A 24,089-nucleotide genomic window follows, 5' to 3' on the forward strand; every position below is an offset into this window, starting at 1 on the left:
CGGTATCTGGTTGACGAAGGTGGTCTCAGAACGATGGGTTTGGTATCAGGGTATCAGCACTCGTCATCCGTGAGTAACGTATATCATTACCACTAAAAATCCAATGAGTACGGTATTTAAAGCAATAATATAAGCAAAACCTTTCACACCTTCTTTTACACTAAAGCCTTTAGCATCTAGATATCGCCACCAAAAAAGGCACATGATAATAGGGAGTAGAAAGAACAGTTTAATCATATTAATTCCTCGGTTTTATTTTTTGTTTCGAAAGGGACTTTTTCGCTCCAAGGAGCAACTTTAAATAACATAAGCATTCCTGGGATCGCAAGGAAAGTACAAAGAAAGTAGAACGATGTCCAACCTATTTGCTCTACAATAAGGCCAGTTGTTGCATTGGCAAAGGTTCGAGGCAAAGCGGTTAGCGCCGTAAATAGTGCAAATTGCGTTGCAGCAAAAGCGGGGTTGGTTGTTCTTGCTATAAAGGCAGTAAATGCAGCAGTACCTAAACCAACACCTAAGTATTCAAAGCCCATCGCAAAAGCTAGAGCGTAAGTATTATGACCTATTTCTGCTAAAGCGGCAAAGCCTAATATGCTGATGATTTGCACAAAGCCAAACAACCATAATGCCTTATTTATACTGAGCTTTATCATTACAATGCCGCCAACAGCAAGCCCGATAGTCATCGCAATAAGCGACGCTGTTTTAGCAACCACACCAATTTCTGTTTTAGTAAAGCCTAAGTCTATAAAAAAGGGAGTTTGCAGGGCTGTAGCCATACTGTCGCCTAATTTGTATAAAAATAAAAAAATGAGAATTTGTAAGGCACTTTTAAAACCTTTTCGTGAAATAAAATCTCTAAAAGGCAATACAACAGCATCATGTAATGTTTTAGGAGCAAGATGTTCGCTTTTACTCTCTTTAATACATAAGGTCAGTAAAATACCGATGAGCATAAACGCAGCAACAATAAGAAAAACTGATTGCCAGCTGATATGGTCAGCCAATATAAAAGCTAACGAGCCCGGCACTAAGCCAGATAGACGATAAGCCTGTACATGGATAGAATTACCTAAGCCCAGTTCGTGTTCTTGCAATAACTCCCTGCGATAAGCATCAAGAACAATATCTTGGCTTGCACTAAAAAAAGCAACAGCAGCGGCAAGATAAGCGACAGACCAAATATTTATAGTAGGGTCTATAAAACCAAAACCAGCGATTGAGAAGAGTAATAAAACTTGCGTAGCGAACATCCAGCTTCGACGTCGACCTAGCATCGGAAAAGAATACCTGTCCATCAATGGTGACCAAATAAACTTCCAAACATAAGGAATGCCAATTAATGAGAATAAACCTATCTCAACTAGACTTACTCCTTCTGATCTTAACCAACCAGGTACCAGTTGATATAAAATAAATAACGGCAAGCCCGAAGTGAATCCGGTGAAGATACAAATCAACATTCTTTTATTGAGAATAGCTTCTTTGAATGTTTGTTGAGTGGTCATGCAATTGCCTACAAAAATCTTAGTAGGCATAGGCTATCAAAATGTTATTGAAAACAGAAGTTTATTCTTGAGTTCTGTGAGCAAGTGTCGAGGATTTTACTAACGTTAGCCTAAGGTAACGGACGCCAACCAATACAGTCAATAGGATAACTGCCAGTACCTGTGAAGAAATCTAAACAGGTCGTTATTTCACTTTTAAAATACAAGTCATGGCTCAGTGATTGTGCTCCATGTAAACTCATCTCATGGACTAAGTGCCAAAAAACGCGCTCTTTTGCACTACTCGGCATTTCATCATTTACCTTGAGCAATGTCCATTCCTCCATGGTATCAAGGATGAATGTGTCGAGTTCGGTATAATGCAATGATTGGTTAATCACAGCTTTAATATAGTAAGCTATTTGTTGTGTTTTTTCGTTGATAAACGGCTCAATTATCATGGCATCCTCAGTTCACTTTCGTATTTAAATCATTCGAGTAGGAAAGTAGCTACCACTTTATTGAAATGGTGAAAATAGTTGTTATTGTTTATTTACTACCTTATATATCGTAGATTAAAAACAGTTTGTCAAAGGTGTAGGCAATTTAATTTTCATTTAATTGTAAGAACGTACAAAAAAGAATGTTTATTATGGCATTATTATAGTCAGAAATATTGCCTCCTGACTATAATTTACAGCTGAAATTTTATTGGATAAATTTATTCTTCTGGTAATAAAGTGGCTTTAATTAAGGTAATAGGTTCTACGGGCACATCGTCCCAGCCCATCGCATCGCTATAGTGTGTTTTAGCTAAATTCATAGCATCAACAACTGCCTGACCTTCAATAATGGCGCCGAATACGGTATATCCCCAGCGACGGCCTGGATCTAAACTTTTATTGTCAGCCATATTAAAAAAGAATTGACGATTTGCGGTATGTGGGCGATTTTCTTTTGCCATAGCAATAGTGCCACGTTCATTTTTTAAACCATTACCTGATTCATTAACAATATTTCCAGTGACTTTTTTAAAATTGAAGTCCTCATCATAGCCACCGCCTTGTACGATAAAGTCTGAGACAATACGATGAAAAATCGTATTGTTGTATTCACCTTTAACCACATACATTAAAAAATTATCAACAGTTAATGGCGCACGAATGCGGTCTAATTCAACAATGATGACTCCTTTTGATGTTTCTAATTTCACTTTTGGAAATAAGTTATTAGGATCAATGGCAATATTATTCGCTGATAGAGTGCCAGATAAAAATATAAGTAAAAAAAATAAACCTTTCATTATCATTTCTTCTTTTAAAGGAGCTGTTAAAAATTACTTTATAAAACGCTGAATTTCAATGTTATTAATAACTTGAGATAATAACTGAGTAAGTTGTTGACTAAAGTCTCGCTCTAATACCGCAATATCTGCGCCCAATGGGCCTTCACTAGTTCCGCGAACTTTAAAGGTGTTGCTCAACGTTTGTGAGCCATTGTTTACAGTTACGCGGATCACAAGTTCATTGTTAACTTGATATTTCATCATTTCTTGTTGCACGCTGCTCAAGCCATTATCAATAATTATTTCAATTGCATTACCCGCTTGAGCGTTAATGTCTAAGCCCTGTTTTTTAAATTCAGCGGCTAACGCTTCCTCAACAATACGGTTTAATGGTTGCTGACTAGAATAAACCTCTGCTGCTTCATCTTTTCTTAATACTTGCACAACATGCTGGGCACTTCGCAAATCAGTGACCGTTAAACTCGCTTGTTTATTTTGATAAGCACTTTGGCTAGATGCACCATTATTTATGCTTAAATCTGGAGCAATAACCACGTAAGTGGGTTTGTTGGCACAAGCCGTCAGTACAAGCAGTAAAGTTGTTGCGGCTAATGTTTTAATTTTATTGTTAATGAATATATTTTTCATGATCTGATTAACTCCATTATTTTATTGATGAAAGCGTGACAAATTTATCATTGCTGGCAATGAGTTTTTCATTACCAAAAAGTCGTTTAAGTTTAATATGGTATCCGAGTTGCCGATTACCAATAATGCGTAACTCACCACCGTTCTTTAATGCTCTATGGCTATCGCGAAACATCTGCCAAGCGATATGGTCTGTGGTTGCATTTTGCTGGTGAAAAGGAGGGTTACACAAAATCAAATCAACACTATTAGGCTCCATATCGGCTAAGCAGTCATTTATCATGAACTGACACTGTTCGAGTTGCTCTGGTAAGTTTTTACTGATATTAGTCTTAGCAGAATCAACAGCCATATAAGATTCATCAACAAAAGTAACTAATGCCTGGGGTTGCTCTGCCAGTACGGCTAAACCAATCACACCATTGCCGCAGCCTAAGTCAATAACACGACTACCTGCTTTGACTTCAGGAAGGTGCTTAATAAAGTGGCGAGCACCAATATCAAGTTTTTCACGAGCATAAACCCCTGAATGATTACTGATAATAAAAGCGCTATCTTCTAACGGCCAAACTGTTGGAAAAGGTGAAGATAAAACTTGCTTGTTATCAAGTTGAGAGAATACTAAACGTGCTTTCTTTACCGCTAAAGACGTTTTTGTTGTCCCTAAATATTTTTCAAATAATTTTAACGTCGAGCTATGGATATCTTTGGCTTTATCGCTAGCAATAAAAATAAGCTCTTGATTATATTTAGCTTTAATCGATAAAAGTTGATCGATCATTAATGACTTACTTTTAGGTATCTTGTACAACACCACGGTAATATTATCGGGTAGGTCATCCAAACTCGTTATTTGGCTAATATTGTCAAGCGACAAACCGTTTTGCTCAATATTATATCTTAACCCTTGGTGGCTTATCCAAGAATCGGAAACCGTAGTCACATTTGACTGAGTAAAGTTAGCGGTAATAGCGCCAAAGCTATCATTGAAAATTAGTAAGTTGTGCTGGCTATCCGCTAAACTTTGCTCATTAACATAATTAATTAAATACTCGTCGGCTGAATCCCAAGCAACTAGTGCACGGTTAACTTGACCAACGGGGTAGCGATCTAAAAAAAGGTTCTTGTCATAAACGCCATCTGCGTTAACAATAAAAGGGCTGATCATAATAAAGAGGTTCGATTTTCACCTAGAAGAATGTCAGCTATTGTGACAAAATATAGGGAATTGAGCCAGTGATAGTTGCCTCGAGCGCTTAAAAACTATTTTATAAATAAATGAATTTTTTTTTATCAATAATGGCAACTGTTTACTCGCCATTAATGCCAATGAAACGACTATAGCCATCCAGACTGATGGCATATTGTCTGTAACAAACTAAAATTACTCCACTACAGAAAAACACATCAGGGATTTAATAATGACCATTGAAGCTGTAATAGAACAAAAACTTCTTTCCGCATTTTCTCCAATACATCTCGATGTTATTAATGAAAGCCATCAGCATAATGTTGCACCGGGCAGTGAATCTCATTTTAAAGTGATTATTGTTACCGACGACTTTATCGGAGAGCGCTTAATTAAACGTCACCGAGCCATTAATTCGTTGCTTTCAACAGAGCTTGCCGAAAAAATACATGCGTTAGCGCTTCATACTTATACTAAAGATGAGTGGGACAAGTATTATGCAGATAATACCCCTTTGTCGCCTAAATGCTTAGGCGGTGGTAAAAAAACAGCGTAACTTTTGCTAATAAATGGGGTAAAACGCTAGCTAACCATGATTCGCGATTTTATCCCTAATTTATTCTACCCTCATAATTGTATTCACTTTTCGTGAAATACCTGTTATTTACTCTTATCATTATCTATGTAAAATGAATAATATTTGGCAACAGCTATGTTACTTAATGGGTTAATTTAGCTAACAAGGTTATTGATGGGTCACCGATAACCCGAAACAATCATTTCAGGATTATTATGACTGATGGTGTGATTTACTTTGCTCATTGTGGTGTTGCGATTTAACTTTAATGTTGGTGGGATGCGGTACAATATTTTGCATTGTACTTCCATGCTAGGGTCATTATGTTAGGCGCTGTTTATACGTTAAAAGCTGATGGCCGGGTTTAGGCAGATGTTTTTTATTAAAATAGCTAGCGGCTTTAATCCTTTATTTTGAGGTAAATGTTTACTGGTCATACCTCGTATTCTTTTTAGTAGCGTAAACTATGCGACAATTTTTAAATTTATGTCGCAATAAATATTGAATAATTACTAAATTGCCGAGTCGTTTGGCGATAAAAATAGTATTAATTAAAAGGTCTTCTTATGGTTATTAAACCTAAAATTCGTGGTTTTATTTGTACAAATGCACACCCAGCGGGCTGTGAAGCTCATGTCAATGAGCAGATTTCTTATGTAAAATCTCATCAACAGGCTAATGCCAAGCCAAAAAATGTTTTGGTTATTGGTTCATCTACTGGTTATGGCTTATCGTCACGTATAACCGCCGCATTTGGTAATAATGCTAAAACATTAGGTATTTTCTTTGAGAAACCGCCCACTGAAAAGAAAACAGCAAGTGCAGGTTGGTACAATACTTCGGCGTTTCAAAAGGCTGCTGAACAAGAGGGGCTTTGGTCTAAAAATATTAATGGTGATGCGTTTTCACATGAAATTAAAGCAAAGGCTATTGAAACAATTAAAGCTGAATTAGGTGAAATTGATCTAATCGTTTACTCACTTGCTTCGCCTCGTCGAACTGATCCAGATACCGGTGAAGTTTATTCATCGACGCTTAAACCTATTGGTCAAAGTGTAACCACTAAAAACCTAAATACCTCAAAGCGTGTTATTGATGAAATTTCTGTTGAAGCAGCAAATGAAGCTGAGATACAAGGTACCATTGATGTAATGGGAGGCGCTGACTGGGAACTATGGATTAAGGCATTGAATGAGGCTGGCGTTCTTTCAGAAGGATTTAAATCAGTAGCTTATACCTATATTGGTAAAGAATTAACTTGGCCAATATACGGAAAAGCGACCATAGGTAAAGCGAAAGAAGATTTAGACCGTGCTGCATCGGCAATTAACAAAGCTACTGCTAACCTTAAGGGCGAAGCCCATGTTACCTCATTAAATGCGGTCGTTACGCAGGCGAGTTCAGCAATACCTATCATGCCACTTTATATTTCAGCAATGTTTAAGGTGATGAAGGCAGATGGCACTTATGAAGGGTGTATCGAACAAATTCAGAACCTATTTGTTGATAACATCTACAGTGAAACACCTCGCTTAGATGATAAAAATCGTTACCGTCAAAATCATAAAGAGCTTGAAGATAGCGTTCAAAAACGCGTGACAGACATTTGGAATACCGTTGATTCTGATAATATTGATGAGTTAACTGACTATGTTGGCTATCATCAAGAGTTTTTAAAGTTATTTGGCTTTAGTGTTGCAGGTGTTGATTACGAAGCTGATGTCGATACAATGGCAGAAATTAAGCATCTTTTATAACGATTAACTTTCATTATTTACGATTAGCATCAATAATAAAAAGCCGACATAAAATGTCGGTTTTTTTAGGTCTGACAAAATTTTTGGCTGATAAATGAGCGAAATCAATAATATTCAACTAATTTGTAATTTAAGTAACTGAGATCGTAGATAGCCTTAGAGTTTTTGTGTTAAAATCGCGCTAGAAATTTTAACTTAGAGCCAGTGGGTCTTTTTTATTCTAAAGCAACTTCCTTTGTTGCCAAGAAAGAAGTACTTACTGAAATACACTGAAATCGATAATTTGCTTTACCTAAATAATATTGATTACAAGTCATCGTAAAATAGTTTGTTTAGGTAAGTAGATGATTGGTTTTGATACTCCCATCAAAAGTAGTGCATGTGTTTATGATTACAATAAAAAAAGGTCTGGATGTTCCTGTCGTTGGTTCTCCCCAGCAGGTAATCCATGATGGCAACGCCATCAAAACCGTTGCAGCATTAGGTGAAGAGTTTGTGGGTATGCGACCAACCATGTTTGTTAAAGTGGATGATCGTGTTAAAAAAGGTCAGATTCTTTTTGAAGATAAAAAGAACCCTGGCGTTAAATTCACAGCTCATGCTGCCGGTGTTGTTAAAGAAATCAACCGTGGTGAAAAACGTGTTTTGCAATCAGTCGTTATTAAAATTGACGGCGATGAGCAAATTACATTTCCTTCATACACAGCGAATGAACTTAACTCAATAAAACGTCAAGATGTTGTTGATAACCTTGTTAATTCAGGTTTGTGGACAGCATTGCGTACACGTCCATTTAGTAAAGTTCCTGCCGTTGATTCAACGCCAACCGCCATTTTTGTTAGTGCAATGGATACTAATCCGCTAGCCGCTAACCCTGAAGTGATTATTAATGAACAAAGTGAAGCCTTTAAAAATGGCTTAACAATACTTACTCGTTTAACGAGTGGTGAAGTGTTTGTTAGTAAAGCGCCGGGTGCTAATATTCCCGTCGAAGCTAATGTGCAAGTTAACGAATTTGCAGGAAAACATCCTGCTGGTTTAGTTGGCACACACATGCACTTTTTAAAGCCGGTTAGTGCAGAGAAGTCTTCATGGAACTTAGGCTATCAAGACGTGATTGCTTTTGGACAGTTATTTACTACTGGTGAGTTAAATAACACCCGTATTATTTCACTTGCTGGTCCTGCTGCTAAGAACCCTCGTTTAGTGCGTACTATTTTAGGTGCAAATACTGACGAATTAATCGCTGGTGAATTTGCCGACGGTGAATTACGTATTATATCGGGCTCTTTACTTTCAGGAGCAAAAGCAAAAGGTGTTCACGCTTATTTAGGTCGCTACCATGTGCAAATTTCGTTGATTTTAGAAGGTCGCGAGAAAGAGTTTATTGGTTACATGTATCCTGGACCTAATAAATTCTCGGTAACACGTGCATATATGTCTCATTTCTTCCCAAAGAAATTATTCAATATGACCACAACAACTAACGGTAGTCCTCGTGCCATGGTGCCAATTGGTAACTTTGAACGTGTGATGCCATTAGATATTCTCCCAACAATGTTATTGCGTGATTTATGTGCCGGTGATACCGACAGCGCGCAGCAACTTGGTGCTTTAGAGCTTGATGAAGAAGATTTAGCCTTGTGTACATTTGTTTGCCCTGGCAAAACAGATTACGGCGTTATTCTTCGTGAATGCCTAACCACAATAGAGAAGGAAGGTTAGACATGGGCTTGAAAAAGTTTATTGAAGATATTGAACCGCAATTTGAAAAAGGCGGTAAGCTAGAAACGTGGTACGCTTTGTATGAAGCTGTAGCCACCGGTTTATTTACTCCTGGTCAAGTGAACAAAGGTGCTACTCACGTTCGTGACAGTATTGACTTAAAACGCATCATGATAACGGTATGGTTAGCTGTTTTTCCTGCTATGTTTTTTGGTATGTACAACATTGGTTTTCAAGCAGCTGATGCCTTAGCTGCTGGTTATGCTTTACCTGATACTTGGCAAGTAGGCTTGTTCGAATTCCTTGGAGGTAGCTTATCTGCTGACTCGAGTGTCTTCGGTATGATGCTTTATGGAGCAATGTTCTTCTTACCTATTTATGCGACTACCTTTATTGTTGGTGGCTTTTGGGAAGTTCTCTTTGCTTCAGTACGCAAGCATGAAGTTAACGAAGGTTTCTTTGTTAGTTCAATCTTGTTTGCCTTGATCTTACCTGCAACAATTCCATTATGGCAAGTTGCTATTGGTATTACTTTCGGTATTGTTATTGCTAAAGAAATCTTTGGTGGTACAGGTAAAAACTTCTTGAACCCTGCGCTAGCGGGTCGTGCATTTCTGTTTTTTGCTTATCCAGGTGAATTATCAGGTGATGCTGTTTGGGTTGCTATTGATGGTTACTCAGGTGCGACACCATTAAGTGCAGCAGCAGCAGCCATTCCAGGATCGGTTGATTTTGCAATCAATACTAACTGGTGGAATGCATTCTTGGGCTTTATCCCAGGTTCTATGGGTGAAGTATCAACAGCTGCTATTTTCCTAGGTGGTGCATACATTCTGTATAAAGGTATTGCTTCGTGGCGTATTGTTTTAAGTGTTTTCGCCGGAATGGTGTTCACTTCATTACTGTTTAACAGTATTGGTAGCGATACTAACGCAATGTTTGCTATGCCATGGTACTGGCATTTAGTCACCGGTGGTTTTGCTTTTGGTATGATGTTTATGGCTACTGACCCTGTCACTATGTCTTTTACTAATACGGGTAAATACTGGTTTGGTGCATTAGTTGGTGTAATGGTTGTACTCATACGTGTAGTTAACCCGGCATACCCTGAAGGAATTATGTTAGCTATTTTATTCGCTAATTTATTCGCCCCTCTTTTCGACTATTTTGTTGTTCAAGGGAATATCAAACGGAGGCTCGCTCGTAATGTCTAGTAATAAAGAAACTCCAATTAAAACAATCGGCTTTGTGTTTTTAGTTTGTCTGGTTTGTGCTGCGTTAGTCTCTGTTGCTGCGATTAGCTTAAAACCGTTACAACAAGCTAATAAACTACTTGATAAGCAAACTAAAATTCTTGAAGCTTCCGGCTTATTAGAAAAAGCAGGTACTGATATTGTTGGTACTTACAACAAGTATGTTGTTGCTAAAATGATTGACCTAGATTCAGGGAAAATTATTGAAGGTAACACCGATATATTTGACGAACGTGCAGACGCTCGTGATGCTGCTAAAAGCTCAAAGCTTACTAACGATACCGCAGGTATTAATCGCCGTGCTAACCGCGCTGTTGTTTACTTAGTTAATAACGAGCAAGGTCAGCTAAATACTTTAGTTTTACCTATTGTTGGTTCAGGGCTGTGGGACTTAATGTACGGTTATATTGGTTTAGCGCCAGATTTAAATACCGTTCGTAGTCTTATTTATTCTGACTTAAAGGAAACTCCGGGTTTAGGCGCTGAAGTACTTAACCCTAAGTGGAAAGCTTTATGGCCAGGTAAGAAAATTTACAATGATAGCGATGAAGTGGCTATTAAAGTGATTAAAGGTGGTGCTAAAGCCGGTGATGTTCACGGCGTTGACGCATTGTCAGGCGCTACATTAACCAGTAATGGCGTGCAAAACACCTTACATTTTTGGTTAGGTGAGCAAGGTTATGGACCTTTTATTACTAAATACCGCAGTGTTGCTAGCGAAGGAGAGATGAACTAATGTCTTCAGATACTAAAAAAGTACTATTTGGACCTATTGTAGATAACAACCCTATCGCTTTACAGGTACTAGGTGTTTGTTCTGCTCTAGCGGTAACCAGTTCAATGGCAAACGCTTTGGTTATGACCATAGCGGTAATGCTAGTTACTGGCTTTTCTAACTTTTTTATCTCACTTGTGCGTAATCATATTCCATCAAGTGTGCGTATTATTGTGCAAATGGCGATTATAGCGTCATTAGTAATTGTGGTTGACCAAGTATTAAAAGCCTTCTCTTATCAGTTGTCGAAAGAGTTGTCAGTTTTCATTGGTTTGATCATTACTAACTGTATTGTAATGGGCCGTGCAGAAGCCTTTGCTATGAAAGAAAAGCCGGGTGTTAGCTTTTTAGATGGTATTGGTAACGGTTTAGGTTACGGCGCAGTTTTGATGATTGTTGCTTTTTTCCGTGAATTATTTGGTTTTGGTGAGATCTTTGGTATTGAAGTGTTTAAATTAGTTCAAAACGATGGTTGGTACCAAGGTAATGGCTTATTAGTCTTACCATTTAGTTCATTCTTCATTATTGGTTTAATCATCTGGGCTGTACGCCAGTGGAAACCAGAACAAGTAGAGAAGGATTAGCCCCATGGAACATTATTTAAGTATTTTTATTAAAACCATATTTATTGAGAATATGGCGTTAAGCTTCTTCTTGGGTATGTGTACTTTCTTAGCTGTGTCTAAGAAAGTAAGTACAGCCATTGGTCTAGGTGTTGCGGTTGTGGTGGTATTAGGTTTAGCTGTTCCAGCTAACCAAATTATTTATCAAGCTATTTTAGCGCCAGGTGCTTTAGACAGCATGATGGGAATTACTGAACAGAAAGATTCAATTGATTTAAGCTTTTTATCATTTATTACCTTTATCGGTGTTATTGCTGCTTTAGTACAAATTTTGGAAATGATTTTAGATAAATATTTTCCTGCTTTGTATCAAGCCTTAGGTATATTTTTACCTTTAATCACTGTTAACTGTGCAATTTTTGGTGCGGTTTCTTTCATGGTAGCGAAAAACTTAACTTTGGGTGAAAGTGTTGTTTACGGCATTGGCTCTGGTGTTGGTTGGATGTTAGCTATTGTGCTATTGGCTGCCATACGTGAAAAGATGAAATATTCTGACGTACCAGACGGTTTGAAAGGTTTAGGTATCACGTTTATCTCCGCTGGATTGATGGCTTTTGGCTTTCTTTCTTTTGGTGGTATTTCACTTTAAAAAATATCGGTCTAAGTCACTTATTACCAAAATAATTTGAACTTAGGCCCTAGATAATTTAAGGAAAAGTCGATGGAAATCATTCTCGGCATATCGATGTTTACCGCGATAGTGCTAGCATTAGTTTTAGTTATTTTGTTTGCTAAATCTAAGTTAGTCTCTTCAGGTGACGTAACAATTAGTATAAATGGTGACCCAAATAAATCAGTAGTAACCGCTGCTGGTGGCAAGCTTCTTGGCGCTTTAGCAGATCAAGGGATTTTTATTCCTTCTGCTTGTGGTGGTGGTGGTACTTGTGGTCAATGTCGTGTTGACGTGCATTCAGGTGGTGGCGATATTTTACCAACTGAAACGGGTCATATCACTAAGCGTGAAGCTAAAACAGGTTGTCGTTTAGCCTGTCAGGTTGCTGTTAAGCAAGACATGGTTATTGAAGTAGAAGATGAAATCTTCGGTGTTCAACAATGGGAATGTGAAGTTATCTCTAATGATAACCAAGCAACTTTCATTAAAGAACTTAAACTTCAAATACCCAATGGGGAATCTGTTCCGTTTAAAGCCGGTGGTTATATACAGATAGAAGCTCCAGCTCATCATGTGAAATATAGTGATTTTGATATTGATGATCAGTACAAAGGCGATTGGAACCATTTTGGCTTTTTTGATGTTGAATCAAAAGTTAATGAACCAACGTTACGTGCTTACTCAATGGCTAATTATCCAGAGGAAGAAGGCATTATTATGCTTAACGTGCGTATTGCTACGCCTCCTCCAGGACGTTTACATTTACCAGCAGGTAAAATGTCATCATATATATTTAGCCTTAAGCCTGGCGATAAAGTCACTATTTCTGGTCCGTTTGGTGAGTTTTTTGCTAAAGAAACAGATAATGAAATGGTGTTTATCGGTGGTGGTGCTGGTATGGCGCCAATGCGTTCGCACATCTTTGATCAACTTAAACGTTTACAATCTAAACGTAAAATGTCGTTCTGGTATGGCGCTCGCTCTAAACGTGAAATGTTCTATGAAGATGATTACAATGGTTTAGCCGCTGATAATGATAACTTCAAATGGCATGTTGCGTTATCAGACCCACAAGCTGAAGATAACTGGGAAGGCATGACAGGTTTTATTCATAATGTACTTTATGAAAACTACTTAAAAGATCATGAAGCACCAGAAGATTGTGAGTACTACATGTGTGGTCCTCCAATGATGAATGCTGCCGTTATTCATATGCTTAAAGATTTAGGCGTAGAAGACGAGAACATCATGCTAGATGACTTCGGCGGCTAATCGTTTATTTTAACTTGCCTATTGGCTTTATTTCGTCGGCTGCTGTGCTCATTGACTAACGTCAACTCCGCGCAGCCTTCTCGAACTAAAGGCAATATACAGCGTTTAAATTAAACATTTACTCAATGAATGAAAGCTTCAAATAAAAGACGACTTTGGTCGTCTTTTATTATTTATATAAGACGTTTTCCCTAGACGTTTTACCTAAATAATAAATTTATAGGTATCAAAATGATTAAAGTAAAAGTATTGATGATCAGTTTTATGCTGGTGTTTTTTGCCGGTTGCTTTCCAAGTAGTGATTTAAGTAAGCAAGAAGTCTTGTTGCAAGGTCGTACTATGGGGACTACGTATAATATTAAAGTGGTCATCGAGAATAATGCGATTGATACTAAACAAGTCCACACAGGCATTGATGCACTATTGGTGCAATTAAATCAAGAAATGTCGACCTATATCGTTGACTCTGAATTATCACGATTTAACACATCGACATCACTTACGCCTGTTGCAATATCTGTTGGTTTACAACGCGTTATTAAAGAAGCGATTCGCTTGGGGCAATTAAGTGAAGGCAATCTTGATATTACTGTCGGGCCTTTAGTCAACCTTTGGGGATTTGGCCCAGAATATCGGCCAAATACTATACCAACGGCGGAGGATTTACTGTTAGCGCGCCAACAAATAGGTTTGTCAAAGCTGGTGTTAGACGGGAATAAACTTTCTAAAAAAACGCCTAGCCTTTATGTTGATTTATCAACCATTGCCAAAGGTTATGGGGTCGATTTAGTCGCAGAATATTTAGAAGAAAAAGGCATTAATAATTACCTAATAGAAATTGGTGGAGAAATGCGTTTAAAAGGTTTTAAACACACCGGTGAACTTTGGCATGTCGCGATAGAGAAGCCTATTCAGGATGCAAGTGGTGAGCATCGCTCTGTTTATCAAGTGATCATTCCAAAAGACAATGCAGTGGCAACATCAGGCGATTACCGTAATTATCACCAAGCCAAAGATGGTCAACGTTTTTCACATATTATTGATCCAGCGACGGGCAAACCCATCAATCATAAGTTAGTCTCAGTAACGGTCATTCATCCGTCTTCTATGACCGCAGACGGTCTGTCTACCGCGATGATGGTTATGGGTGAAGTAAAAGCCATCGACTTTGCAGAGAAAAATGGTATAGCTGCTTACATTATTGCTAAGACAGAGCATGGCTTTGTTGAGCAAAGCACGGTAAAATTCATGCAGTATTTAAAGTAACTGGTTAAAGCGAGTTACTGTTTATTCATCTTAATAGATAAAGAAAATAAGTAGGTTAGTTTATGATGATATTTATGATCACTTTAGGTTTTTTCCTTGTAGTTGTTGTTGCTATGTCGGTTGGCTATATCTTTCAACAAAAGTCGTTAGCAGGCAGTTGCGGCGGATTAGCAACAGTGGGTATTGATAAGTCGTGTAATTGCGATAACCCTTGTGAGAAACGCCAAGAGCGCGAACGTATTGCTGCGGCTAAAGAGCAAATGATTGATATTAAAATTATCTAGCTGAGTAACACTTTTATTTTAGCTTGAGAAACATAATCAGTATCTGCTAACTGTGGATACTGTTTAACACTAATGATTTTAATAAAATTGGTTATTAATTTACAACACCAATAACTTGCTAAGCCACACTTAACTTATTCATAATAAGAATTACCATCCCCTCCAATGCTACATTTCGCCTACGATTAAAAATTATATGATTAACAAGCTCGACAGCATACTTGCAGGTATGCGCAGTTAATAAACGACTACAAGTATCGACAAAGCTTACCTGAATATTCATCTTCTAAGTCATTGTTACCCGGGGTGATGAGCGCTTTTGCAGTACTCAACTATAAACTTAGATAAGCATTACTATATAGGTTAAATCACTGCGTAATTTAGGTGATAGCTAGCATGTGTAAACGTCTTAAAGAAGTGCTTAGTTATTACTTAGTCGCGATTATGATGGGTGTAACACTAAGTGCAAGATTGTTGAAAAGTGGTAAATCATTGAAGTCCGCAGATGTGTCTATGCGCGTTATTGTTATTAGAAATTTACAGCGAACTGTTTAATACCATCGCTTAATCATCATAGGATAGAATTAGGCGACTTAGATAAAAATCGTCTTCTCTTACTAGGCGCGATAGTGTCAAATGTTTGTACTTTTTAATTCTTGCCGATTTTTTGTGATAAATACGGAAAATTGTTATTGTGTTCGGCTTACCTAGCCAAATTAAATTCACCTCTATTCTTGTATCCTACATCGTTGATTTACTGTTCAAGCCCGCGTATACACTGGATCCTACTAACTATACTTATAGATGTTAGTTTATTTTTTTATGACCACTTCCCTTACTGGGCATAATTTTTGCTTTATTATTTTTATATAAGCTATTATCTAGATAACACATTATTTTTAATGATATTTCTTACTGATGTTATTTCATTACAAATTAATTTATAGTAGATTTACTACATAGAAAGTAAATGATTATTTCTTTCAATTCATTGCATATCACAAGTGTTACTAAAAGAAATTAAAGCAGATATGACTACAGATTTTTTAAAGTACCAAAAGATAATTGAACAGTTTCGTGGGAAGGTTTTAAAGAACGATTTTGAAACAAATTTTTCTGCGATGACTCAACATATCCCCAAAACAGAGCGCTTTTTGCTTAAAATGGAGCTCAAGCGTTTAGCTGTTCCATGTACGCGTCTAATCGATTTGCGTGGTCATGTTGATGGTGAATGTCGATCTTTTGAGCATGATGGACGCGTTCACTATCTTGATGATATTGCGATTAAAGTTTATCAAGAAAATATAGGTTTTTATCAGGGATATACTTTTGGTGTTTACGAAGCAGTAATGAACACTGAAAATAACTTTCGGGTTATATATCAAAAAGAAAAAAGTAACATGGGTAAACCGGTACAAGTTGAGACGACTAAAGCCAGTAAGACCTTTGAAAAAACGCAGTACCCAGCAAGTTTGTTTACTTTTGGTCCGTATCATAATCGTAGTGAAGAGCGAATGAATTTCGCTATTACCTTAGACATACTGCTTGAAAACGATAAAAATGAATACGAGTGTACGAGTTCAGATATCAGTGTTGAAGGGTGTAAGTTTCGCTTTAATTTCAAAAATACAATTACGGTTGGACAACATATAAGTATTCGGTTTCGAGGTCTCGAAGACGAATTTCAATTTGGTAAAGAAAAAAGTTTTCATTTTGAAGTTAAAAACATACAAAAAATTGAGAAAACTCAGTTAATTGGCTGTCAGAGAGTTTACTCGAAAGATAAACGCGTTGACGGTTTTCAAACTTTTCTTCAGGGCTTCATCCAAGGCAATAAACGCCGTTATAAAGTTAACCTAGACAATACTATTCATGCTATTCAATCACGTAGCTTTGAGCAATATAGTTTACCTAAATTAAATGAATTACCGATTTTTGTAGAAGATAACAAAGGCGATCTTTTACCTAGATACGCGCTCACCTGTCATAATAACCAAGCCACTTTTCAATATTGGCAAGATGAAAATCGCCACTCAACCTTATACTGTCTGATAACACCTGAACGCTTGCTCAGAATGAGAAAAGCCCATGCTTTAGGTAAGTCATTATTAGTCTATAGTTTCGTGCACAAAAGCCAAGGTAAATCATTTTTTTATACGGCAGATGTGGAGCAATTAAATAATGATAGTGATTTTAAGGTACAATTTTTAGGATTTGCTGCGTCAAAGCCGAGCTTTGCTATTACTCAACTATCGATTATGGACGTTGATAATGATAAAGCGCATTCGCCGTTAACGTTATCGAATACGCTAACAAAAAAGAATGAATACTTAAATCTCCCTATCCCTAGTGATGCAATAGAAACCCTTCATAATCTGCAAAGTATCGTGGTCGCTAGTGATGTAACCAACCCAGCATCAACTAGGCAGTATCAACAACTATCATTTGAAAACATTGATACAATTCGGTTAAAAAACTTTGGTCATAAACGACTTACATTACCGCTATTGATGGATGAAGTAGGCATTAATTATAAAAATCAACGACAAGAGTCAAGATTTAAATATGTTACTCCTGTTGAACTTGAAATTGCAGGTGTTCGTTGCTCAGGTAAATCGCATGATTTTTCCATTTTAGGTTTAAAACTAGAACTTGATAAACCTTCGGTATTAAACAAAGGAGACGTTGTCTATTTAACTTTTCCTGGCTTGCAAAAAATTACCTCTGCCTTTGATTTAAAAGGTTTGCCTTATGAAGTTATGCGAGTTAATAAAAAGAAAAACATACTTAACTTACGGGTTTATGTTGAAAAGCATCAACACATGGGAAGAGCATTCTTTAAAGCATTAATTACAAAAAATCGTGATAAGTTAACGCCAGATGAATATGCCTTAATGATACCTGGCCTTGCTAAGGCATTGAGAAATATTTACAGTAGAAGTTTAACTATTCCGACATTAATGGTACAAACCAGTGGCAGTCGCTATAAGTTAGAAGCTATCGTTTGTGGTACTGTTAAAGATAAGTTATTGCCGGTTATGAAACAGTTAAGTGATTCGCCATCACAGTATAATCTATACCCATTACTCAATAATTTACAAGCAACTAGTACCTTAACCTTACCATTGAAGAAAATGCAAACCGATGATACTCCGGTGCTTGAAACATTATATATTGCTGTAAATTTAGATAATGAAATCATTGATCAAGCGGTTACGACCAAAACATCAAGCGAATTAGAGTCGCCGATGTTGCAGCGAATGTTTATATCGCGGGCATTAAATCGTGGTTTATTCTTTTGCGTACAGGTTAGATTATCTCGAACAGATGACCCCGATATGGACCATCTTAATCCAGAATTAAGCTACATAAGTTCCTATGCTATTCACCGTGGTAAACAAATAGAGCAAGATATTTGGAGTGTTGCTGGGGTTATGCAGTTTCTTGATATTACTCAAGAAACTTTAGTTCGTCATGAGCTATTAAGTAACGTTATTTAAAGGGTCCTACGCAAGCCAATGTAAAAGACAATCAAGACCATCGGCATTAATGGCAGTGTCTGCCTTTGCTAAAACTAGTGGCTTAGCATGAAATGCTACGCCCAAATGTGCAGCGGCCATCATGACTAAATCATTGGCACCATCACCCATAGCGACGGTTTGCTCCTTAGCTAAGTGATATTTCTTTTGTAAAGCGACTAAACAATCTGCTTTTGCTTGTGCATCAACAACATCTCCTAAAACTTTACCCGTTAACTTGCCATCAATAATTTCTAAGGTATTAGCGTGGGCGGCATCAAGTTCCAGTAAACCTTTTAAGTGATCGGCAAAGTAAGTAAAGCCACCTGAGGCAATCGCAACTTTCCAACCATGGGATTTTAATGTACTAACAAGTATCTCTAAACCAGCCATTAACGGGATATTCTTAGCAACCTCAGCCAAAATGTTTTCTGAGGAACCTTTTAAGGTGGCGACCCGTTGATGCAAGCTTTGTGCGAAATCAAGTTCACCAAGCATAGCAAGTTCAGTAACGGCTGCCACTTGTTCTCCAACACCGGCAAGTATTGCGATCTCATCGATACATTCAATCTCTATGGTCGTGGAGTCCATATCCATAACCAAAATACCTGGTTCTGATAATTTTGGCGCGTTTTCAATCAGTGCGGCTTCGATTTTATTGCTGAGGGTAAAGTTGACTAAGCTTTCTCTTGCAGTTTTTAAGTTTGCACAAGTAACGCTAAAGCGATAGCTAGTAAGATTATTCCTTAGATTGATAGCATTTACCGCCCAAATTGATAGTTGGCATTGACTGATTAAATTACTGAGCATACTAAGACTAATTTCACTGAAAACTACAAGCTCTAAGGCTGTTTTAGCGTGTATCTTTTCGGCTAAACACGTTTGACCACCTTGTTGTTGGGTAAGGCGCAGATCAACGCACCAGTCACTACCTTCGAAAGTGGTAAAGCAAGGCAAACATTTTTCTGATGTTGTTGAAGAAATAAACTCAGCCAAAGTAAGTTGTTGAATATGCTCAAGGGAAAAACGTTTAATAGCAATGGACACAGTACCGCCTTTTATGTGAATGTTAGTTTTAGCGATTATTTTCAATGAATAATGCTATAGTATAAAAATGAACGTAATGATAAATTTTATACATTTGTAGTGCTTATGACACAAATAGAACAGCCTTTATACCCTAAATTATCATCCATTTATAATAAAATTATGCAATTAGCTATAGCGATTGTCTTTATTGTCGTGCTAATGAATCTATGGATATACAGCCAGACACAAAATAAGCAAACTATCGATCAACATTTTTATGATGTTGGTCAGCAGTATTTGCAACAAGCTTCAGCAGGTTTATCTGTATTAATCACCGAGGTTAACACGAAAGAGAGTCGACAATTACTGCAAAACTACGTTGATGAATTGCAACTGGCTGAGGTAATAAAAGAAATTCATCTCTATGATTTATCAGGGCAATTAATTATTAGCAGTCAAAATGCAAAAAGCGTCAAAGCTCTTTTTGGGCTGTCTGAATATAAATTAAATAAGAGTGAATTCGCCGTGCCTTTCGTTAGTGAAATCCGTAAAGAAAGATTAATTGGCTACGTTCGCTTAACCCTAGACAAAAACTATTTAACCACTAAGTTATTAAAAAATAATGATCAACAGTTTACGCTGTTACGTTTAATGATGATAATCGCTGGCGTCGTTGGCTTTCTGCTTACCAGAGGTCTCAACCGGTTTAGTCGTCAGGGGTTTAGATTAGTCGATAAAGATAAAAGGCTGACTTAAGTAGGCATCATTTGATGGAGCTAGTTAATCCGTTTCATCGCTGAGCCAACTGAAAGAGGGTTGAAATATTATCTTCAATTTTTTCGGCTATTTCTTCTTTGCTCTCTTGGCGCAATTCGGCTAATCTTTCAAAAACATCAATAACACGCAGAGGTGAGTTATCTTCGCCTTGAAAACCATTTAGCGGCATCGAAGGTGCATCTGTTTCTAATACTAGGCTACTCAAAGGTAAGCGCTTAATGGCTTTTATTGTTTTCTCCGCTCTAGGGTAGGTGATTGTGCCACCGATGCCTAACTTAAATCCCAAATCTATATATTGGCAAGCCTGCTGGTAGCTTCCTGAAAAAGCATGAATAATACCTCCTCGGGAAACTTTTATTTGTTTTAATAGTGTGATCGTTTCGTTGTGCGTGCGCCGGTGATGAACAATAATCGGCAGTTGATGCTGTTGTGCAAGGTTAAGTTGGAATTCAAAAAATAACATTTGTTGGTTAATATTATCTTGCTGCTTTGCGATAACGCCATCAAGCCCAGCTTCGCCAATTGCAATTATTTGCGTTTTATTCTCTAATATTTTTTGCGCTAAGTCATCGAGATTTTTTTGCGCTAATCCCTCTAAAAACCAAGGATGAATACCTAAGCAGGCAAAAACATTGCAATCACTCAAAGGTTGGTTTTTATTATGATGGGCTAAGGCTAAAACATTTTGCCAGTTATCTGGTCTAACCGCAGGAACAATAATTTGATGAATACTTTCCTTTGCACATTGCTCAAGCAGTAAATTTGTTGAAGCACTACCTTTATGGGTAAAAGCTTTGAAATCTAAATGACAGTGGCTATCGGTAAATTTCATAAATTAATCGGCTTTACTTGAAGTGTAAATAATGGATGTGTGAAATTATAGCTTATCTAAAGTTTAGCTTGGTGATTACTGCCTTAGCTTTGCTGCTCTTTTTTCCAAAGCGCCAAGCACATTTTCTAATTTAAAATGCTCGATAAATTTTGGCTCGGGTTGTTGCTCTCTTAATAATATATCGGCTAGATAAACGGCTTGTGCGATACCAAATGATTTTTTTAAGAGCTTCTCCGGCTGATGATGCATAACTACCGCCTCAATTAAATGATAAGAAAAGCTCCACAGGTGCAGGAGATAGCCACCAACATGGTTATGATCTGTGCCAAATATTTTTTGCTCTAAGGCATTATTGTTGGCATTTTTAAGCCGATATTGAAAATATGTTTTTGTAAGTGTTGGGTCCATCTCAAATAGTACAATTTTACCAATGTCGTGCAATAAACCCGCAAGTAGAGCATCTCGCTTAAGTTCTACTTTCACCATTGAAGCGGCCAAGCGGGCCGTTGATAAACAGTGTAGTTGTTCTTTGATCAATGAAAAGTCAGCAATGTCGGGTTCATAAGAAAAAAGTTCAGCCGTCATAACAATACAGCAGAGTGTTTCTAGTCCCATACGTGTTATTGCTTCGCTAATGTCGTTGATTGGCTTGCCTTGCTTCATAAAGGAACTATTGGAAAACTGCAATACTTTAGCGGCTAATGCTGGGTCTTGAGAAATTATCTCTGATATTTTTCCTGAATCGGTATTACTTTCTTCTAAAATTGCATTGAGTTGTAAATAGACTTTGGGTGGGCTTGGTAATGTTTTAACTTTGGCAACTGCCTTGATAATATGATCTTTGGTGATCGCTTTATTATCATCGCCAAGGGCTGTGATGGTTTGATGAATATTTTCAACGTTAAGCGGCAGTGCGTAAGTGTAATGGCAATTATTAGCGGCTTGACCATTAAGCTGGCTCTGTGCGATGTTATCATTAGTAATTGCTATTCGTATCATAGCAGGATGTTTAAGTGCTATGGCTTTAAGAAGATCTAAGCCACTTATTTGTCCTAAATCCAATACGCTAATAATAGCGTCAAATTTATATTTCTTTAAGGCTTTCAGGGCATGTTTGCCGTTATCAACATAAGCGGTTTGGCAAGGACCATTATAAAATGCCTGCTTTAATGGCAAGAGTTTTTGGTCTGTACTATCAACGATTAGCACTTTCATTTATTGACACTTCCTACCTTAATACTTGCTCTATGCTGAAACTATTTCAATTTTTTGGCATTGACCCTTGAGTAAACAAGGGCTAATGCCATATGTGCTTTTATGCAGACTACATGCGTTCCATAACGTCAATGCCAAGAATATCTAAGCCTTGTTTTAAGGTTTTCGAGATACTTAAACAAAGTGCTAAGCGAGACTGTTTTACATCTTGGTCAATACCCTCTTTGAGAATAGGGCAAGCCTCGTAGAAGCTCATGTATAAACTCGCTAACTCATATAAATAATTACACAATAGGTTAGGCATAGATTCGCTAATGACCGCATCTAGCACTTCTTCAAGCTGGAGTAATTTTAACGCTAAGGCTTTTTCTTGTGGTTCAATAATGGTGATATCAGCGCTAAAGTTTACTTGTTCAATTTTTGCCTTGCTGAAAATACTTTGAACACGTGAATAAGCATACTGCAAGTAAGGAGCCGTAGCGCCTTCAAAACTCAACATGGTTTTCCAGTTAAAAATATAGTCGCTGGTTCTATTCTTAGATAAATCAGCAAATTTAACCGCACCAATACCTACTTTTACTGCAATTTCATTTAGCTTATCTTCAGGATAATCTGGATTTTTTTCTTTAATGACCGCTTTTGCACGAACAATGGCTTCATCAAGTAATTCTGCTAATTTTATAGTACCGCCAGTTCTTGTTTTAAATGGCTTACCATCGTCACCCATCATCATACCAAACGGGCAGTGATCATAACCAACATGTTCTGGCAGTAACCCTGCTTTACGCGCTACAATTTCTACTTGTTTAAAATGTAAGCTTTGACGGGCATCGGTAAAAATAATGATACGGTCAGCTTTTAGTTCATTGCTACGGTAGCGACAAGCAGATAAATCTGTGGTCGCATATAAATAGCCACCACCGGTTTTTTGGATGATAAAAACGGGGGCATCACCGTCTTTATTCGCCATTTCATTAATGAAAACCACTTTTGCGCCTTCGCTAACTTCAGCAATACCCTTAGTCATTAATTCATCAACAACCTTGGGTAAATCTTCGTTATACGCACTTTCGCCCATGATATCGTCGCGGGTTAAAGTAACATTAAGTTTTTGATAAATATCTTCACTGTGGGCAATAGATATATCAATGAATAATTTCCATAAGACTAAGCAATCTTTGTCGCCACCTTGCAGTTTTACCACATAATTACGAGCACGGTCAGCAAAGCCTTCTTCGTTATCAAAACGTACTTTCGCTTCGCGGTAAAAGTTTTCTAAATCAGAAAGTGCAGTTTCAGCAACTTCGTTGGCATTGAGTTTGTCGCTTAAGTGCGCCAATAACATGCCAAATTGTGTGCCCCAGTCACCCATGTGATTCTGGCGGATGACTTTGTCACCACGAAACTCTAATGCACGTACTACTGCATCACCGATAATGGTTGAACGCAAGTGGCCAACATGCATTTCTTTGGCAAGGTTTGGCGCTGAATAATCAACAATAACCGTTTGTTTTTTGTCTTCTTCAGTGGCACCACGTTGGGTTACACCTAATTTTTCATCATCAGTCATTTTAGCGAGTTGAGCGGCTAACCATGATTTGTCTAAATGAATATTAATAAACCCCGGTCCGGCTAATTCTATATGGTCAGCAATACCAGCTAAATCTAAGTGGTTAACAACGGTGGTCGCTAATTCGCGTGGGTTCATTTTCAGTTTTTTAGCTGCACCCATAACACCATTTGCTTGGTAGTCACCAAAATTAGGGCGACTTGACAGGCTTACCGCTGGGTTAGTGCCTTCAGGCAATCCAGCCAAAACCATGGCCGCAGATACTTTTTCACTTAGTAATTGCTTAATATTCATTTTGATCTCTGTTTTCTTTTAATAGAAATTATTTGCTCATTTTTTGCAAGTATATGGCATTTTAGCAAAGCGTTTGTTACTTTTTATTGGTGAGTTTAGT

At 37.5% G+C, this 24,089-nt stretch carries 23 protein-coding genes; 13 read left to right on the plus strand and 10 right to left on the minus strand.

Features of this window, described 5'->3' with window-relative positions:
* Positions 1-63 precede the first annotated feature (63 nt).
* The 6 genes from H4J70_RS06205 to H4J70_RS06230 all read right to left on the minus strand — a co-directional run bounded on the left by H4J70_RS06205 (position 64) and on the right by H4J70_RS06230 (position 4,588).
* On the minus strand, positions 64-237 hold the full coding sequence (locus H4J70_RS06205) for a hypothetical protein (protein ID WP_170246384.1): 174 nt from the start codon (positions 235-237) through the stop codon (positions 64-66).
* Positions 234-1,508: an AmpG family muropeptide MFS transporter gene (locus tag H4J70_RS06210; RefSeq protein ID WP_182217568.1), complete on the minus strand. Its 1,275-nt coding sequence runs from the start codon at positions 1,506-1,508 to the stop codon at positions 234-236. Before H4J70_RS06210 ends, H4J70_RS06205 begins: the two co-directional genes overlap by 4 nt.
* A gap of 110 nt (positions 1,509-1,618) precedes the next feature.
* Positions 1,619-1,948 carry a hypothetical protein gene (locus tag H4J70_RS06215; protein ID WP_182217569.1) on the minus strand — a complete coding sequence of 110 codons (330 nt, stop codon included), beginning with the start codon at positions 1,946-1,948 and terminating at the stop codon, positions 1,619-1,621.
* Positions 1,949-2,208: 260 nt separating this feature from the next.
* The gene (locus tag H4J70_RS06220; RefSeq protein ID WP_182217571.1) at positions 2,209-2,790 is read right to left on the minus strand and encodes a peptidylprolyl isomerase; all 582 of its coding nucleotides are present in this window, start codon (positions 2,788-2,790) and stop codon (positions 2,209-2,211) included.
* Between the two features lie 33 nt (positions 2,791-2,823).
* Positions 2,824-3,420: a YajG family lipoprotein gene (locus H4J70_RS06225; protein ID WP_182217573.1), complete on the minus strand. Its 597-nt coding sequence runs from the start codon at positions 3,418-3,420 to the stop codon at positions 2,824-2,826.
* Between the two features lie 16 nt (positions 3,421-3,436).
* Entirely contained in the window at positions 3,437-4,588 is a 1,152-nt protein-coding gene (locus tag H4J70_RS06230; protein WP_182222703.1) for a methyltransferase, read from the minus strand.
* A 253-nt stretch (positions 4,589-4,841) separates the two neighbouring features.
* Between H4J70_RS06230 and H4J70_RS06235 the strand changes: the two genes are divergently transcribed.
* The 12 genes from H4J70_RS06235 to H4J70_RS06290 all read left to right on the plus strand — a co-directional run bounded on the left by H4J70_RS06235 (position 4,842) and on the right by H4J70_RS06290 (position 18,254).
* Complete coding sequence (locus H4J70_RS06235) at positions 4,842-5,165, plus strand: BolA/IbaG family iron-sulfur metabolism protein (protein WP_182217577.1); 324 nt, start codon at positions 4,842-4,844, stop codon at positions 5,163-5,165.
* A gap of 587 nt (positions 5,166-5,752) precedes the next feature.
* Positions 5,753-6,943, plus strand: coding sequence for an enoyl-ACP reductase FabV (gene fabV / locus H4J70_RS06240; RefSeq protein WP_182217578.1), 1,191 nt, complete (start codon positions 5,753-5,755; stop codon positions 6,941-6,943).
* A gap of 387 nt (positions 6,944-7,330) precedes the next feature.
* The gene (locus H4J70_RS06245; RefSeq protein ID WP_182217580.1) at positions 7,331-8,668 is read left to right on the plus strand and encodes a Na(+)-translocating NADH-quinone reductase subunit A; all 1,338 of its coding nucleotides are present in this window, start codon (positions 7,331-7,333) and stop codon (positions 8,666-8,668) included.
* Positions 8,669-8,670: 2 nt separating this feature from the next.
* Positions 8,671-9,882, plus strand: a complete 1,212-nt coding sequence (locus H4J70_RS06250; protein ID WP_182217581.1) for an NADH:ubiquinone reductase (Na(+)-transporting) subunit B — start codon at positions 8,671-8,673, stop codon at positions 9,880-9,882.
* Positions 9,875-10,657, plus strand: a complete 783-nt coding sequence (locus H4J70_RS06255) for a Na(+)-translocating NADH-quinone reductase subunit C (RefSeq protein ID WP_182217583.1) — start codon at positions 9,875-9,877, stop codon at positions 10,655-10,657. Before H4J70_RS06250 ends, H4J70_RS06255 begins: the two co-directional genes overlap by 8 nt.
* Positions 10,657-11,280 (plus strand): NADH:ubiquinone reductase (Na(+)-transporting) subunit D, encoded by a 624-nt coding sequence (locus tag H4J70_RS06260; protein ID WP_146800034.1) that lies wholly within the window; start codon positions 10,657-10,659, stop codon positions 11,278-11,280. The genes H4J70_RS06255 and H4J70_RS06260 overlap by 1 nt, the downstream gene beginning before the upstream one ends.
* A 4-nt stretch (positions 11,281-11,284) precedes the next feature.
* Positions 11,285-11,908: an NADH:ubiquinone reductase (Na(+)-transporting) subunit E gene (gene nqrE, locus H4J70_RS06265; RefSeq protein ID WP_182175777.1), complete on the plus strand. Its 624-nt coding sequence runs from the start codon at positions 11,285-11,287 to the stop codon at positions 11,906-11,908.
* A gap of 72 nt (positions 11,909-11,980) precedes the next feature.
* The gene (nqrF, locus tag H4J70_RS06270) at positions 11,981-13,204 is read left to right on the plus strand and encodes an NADH:ubiquinone reductase (Na(+)-transporting) subunit F (RefSeq protein WP_070376018.1); all 1,224 of its coding nucleotides are present in this window, start codon (positions 11,981-11,983) and stop codon (positions 13,202-13,204) included.
* Between the two features lie 231 nt (positions 13,205-13,435).
* Entirely contained in the window at positions 13,436-14,470 is a 1,035-nt protein-coding gene (locus tag H4J70_RS06275) for an FAD:protein FMN transferase (protein ID WP_182222704.1), read from the plus strand.
* 62 nt (positions 14,471-14,532) lie between these two features.
* Entirely contained in the window at positions 14,533-14,754 is a 222-nt protein-coding gene (gene nqrM, locus H4J70_RS06280) for a (Na+)-NQR maturation NqrM (RefSeq protein WP_070376020.1), read from the plus strand.
* Positions 14,755-15,150: 396 nt separating this feature from the next.
* Complete coding sequence (locus H4J70_RS06285; protein ID WP_182222705.1) at positions 15,151-15,309, plus strand: hypothetical protein; 159 nt, start codon at positions 15,151-15,153, stop codon at positions 15,307-15,309.
* A gap of 476 nt (positions 15,310-15,785) precedes the next feature.
* Entirely contained in the window at positions 15,786-18,254 is a 2,469-nt protein-coding gene (locus tag H4J70_RS06290; protein ID WP_182222706.1) for a PilZ domain-containing protein, read from the plus strand.
* 6 nt (positions 18,255-18,260) lie between these two features.
* Here H4J70_RS06290 and serB read toward each other — a convergent pair whose 3' ends face one another.
* Positions 18,261-19,319: a phosphoserine phosphatase SerB gene (serB, locus tag H4J70_RS06295; protein ID WP_310740314.1), complete on the minus strand. Its 1,059-nt coding sequence runs from the start codon at positions 19,317-19,319 to the stop codon at positions 18,261-18,263.
* 105 nt (positions 19,320-19,424) lie between these two features.
* Here serB and H4J70_RS06300 point away from each other — a divergent pair, with 105 nt between their 5' ends.
* Complete coding sequence (locus H4J70_RS06300; protein WP_182217587.1) at positions 19,425-20,057, plus strand: AhpA/YtjB family protein; 633 nt, start codon at positions 19,425-19,427, stop codon at positions 20,055-20,057.
* A 34-nt stretch (positions 20,058-20,091) separates the two neighbouring features.
* Here the strand turns inward: H4J70_RS06300 and H4J70_RS06305 are convergent, their stop codons facing one another.
* The 3 genes from H4J70_RS06305 to argS form a co-directional block, all read right to left on the minus strand.
* On the minus strand, positions 20,092-20,910 hold the full coding sequence (locus tag H4J70_RS06305) for a TatD family hydrolase (protein ID WP_182222707.1): 819 nt from the start codon (positions 20,908-20,910) through the stop codon (positions 20,092-20,094).
* A gap of 75 nt (positions 20,911-20,985) precedes the next feature.
* Complete coding sequence (locus tag H4J70_RS06310) at positions 20,986-22,125, minus strand: HDOD domain-containing protein (RefSeq protein ID WP_182250778.1); 1,140 nt, start codon at positions 22,123-22,125, stop codon at positions 20,986-20,988.
* A 109-nt stretch (positions 22,126-22,234) separates the two neighbouring features.
* Positions 22,235-23,989, minus strand: a complete 1,755-nt coding sequence (gene argS, locus H4J70_RS06315; protein ID WP_182250779.1) for an arginine--tRNA ligase — start codon at positions 23,987-23,989, stop codon at positions 22,235-22,237.
* Between the last annotated feature and the right edge of the window lie 100 nt (positions 23,990-24,089).

It is taken from the genome of Colwellia sp. BRX8-9 (genome assembly GCF_014077245.1).
Taxonomy (GTDB): Bacteria; Pseudomonadota; Gammaproteobacteria; order Enterobacterales; family Alteromonadaceae; genus Colwellia_A.

Bases quoted from the DNA above. Each gene is read 5' to 3' on its own strand.
- H4J70_RS06205 (WP_170246384.1), bottom strand. From the start codon at position 237: ATGATTAAACTGTTCTTTCTACTCCCTATTATCATGTGCCTTTTTTGG.
- H4J70_RS06210 (WP_182217568.1), bottom strand. From the start codon at position 1,508: ATGACCACTCAACAAACATTCAAAGAAGCTATTCTCAATAAAAGAATG.
- H4J70_RS06215 (WP_182217569.1), bottom strand. From the start codon at position 1,948: ATGATAATTGAGCCGTTTATCAACGAAAAAACACAACAAATAGCTTAC.
- H4J70_RS06220 (WP_182217571.1), bottom strand. From the start codon at position 2,790: ATGAAAGGTTTATTTTTTTTACTTATATTTTTATCTGGCACTCTATCA.
- H4J70_RS06225 (WP_182217573.1), bottom strand. From the start codon at position 3,420: ATGAAAAATATATTCATTAACAATAAAATTAAAACATTAGCCGCAACA.
- H4J70_RS06230 (WP_182222703.1), bottom strand. From the start codon at position 4,588: ATGATCAGCCCTTTTATTGTTAACGCAGATGGCGTTTATGACAAGAAC.
- H4J70_RS06235 (WP_182217577.1), top strand. From the start codon at position 4,842: ATGACCATTGAAGCTGTAATAGAACAAAAACTTCTTTCCGCATTTTCT.
- fabV (WP_182217578.1), top strand. From the start codon at position 5,753: ATGGTTATTAAACCTAAAATTCGTGGTTTTATTTGTACAAATGCACAC.
- H4J70_RS06245 (WP_182217580.1), top strand. From the start codon at position 7,331: ATGATTACAATAAAAAAAGGTCTGGATGTTCCTGTCGTTGGTTCTCCC.
- H4J70_RS06250 (WP_182217581.1), top strand. From the start codon at position 8,671: ATGGGCTTGAAAAAGTTTATTGAAGATATTGAACCGCAATTTGAAAAA.
- H4J70_RS06255 (WP_182217583.1), top strand. From the start codon at position 9,875: ATGTCTAGTAATAAAGAAACTCCAATTAAAACAATCGGCTTTGTGTTT.
- H4J70_RS06260 (WP_146800034.1), top strand. From the start codon at position 10,657: ATGTCTTCAGATACTAAAAAAGTACTATTTGGACCTATTGTAGATAAC.
- nqrE (WP_182175777.1), top strand. From the start codon at position 11,285: ATGGAACATTATTTAAGTATTTTTATTAAAACCATATTTATTGAGAAT.
- nqrF (WP_070376018.1), top strand. From the start codon at position 11,981: ATGGAAATCATTCTCGGCATATCGATGTTTACCGCGATAGTGCTAGCA.
- H4J70_RS06275 (WP_182222704.1), top strand. From the start codon at position 13,436: ATGATTAAAGTAAAAGTATTGATGATCAGTTTTATGCTGGTGTTTTTT.
- nqrM (WP_070376020.1), top strand. From the start codon at position 14,533: ATGATGATATTTATGATCACTTTAGGTTTTTTCCTTGTAGTTGTTGTT.
- H4J70_RS06285 (WP_182222705.1), top strand. From the start codon at position 15,151: ATGTGTAAACGTCTTAAAGAAGTGCTTAGTTATTACTTAGTCGCGATT.
- H4J70_RS06290 (WP_182222706.1), top strand. From the start codon at position 15,786: ATGACTACAGATTTTTTAAAGTACCAAAAGATAATTGAACAGTTTCGT.
- H4J70_RS06300 (WP_182217587.1), top strand. From the start codon at position 19,425: ATGACACAAATAGAACAGCCTTTATACCCTAAATTATCATCCATTTAT.
- H4J70_RS06305 (WP_182222707.1), bottom strand. From the start codon at position 20,910: ATGAAATTTACCGATAGCCACTGTCATTTAGATTTCAAAGCTTTTACC.
- H4J70_RS06310 (WP_182250778.1), bottom strand. From the start codon at position 22,125: ATGAAAGTGCTAATCGTTGATAGTACAGACCAAAAACTCTTGCCATTA.
- argS (WP_182250779.1), bottom strand. From the start codon at position 23,989: ATGAATATTAAGCAATTACTAAGTGAAAAAGTATCTGCGGCCATGGTT.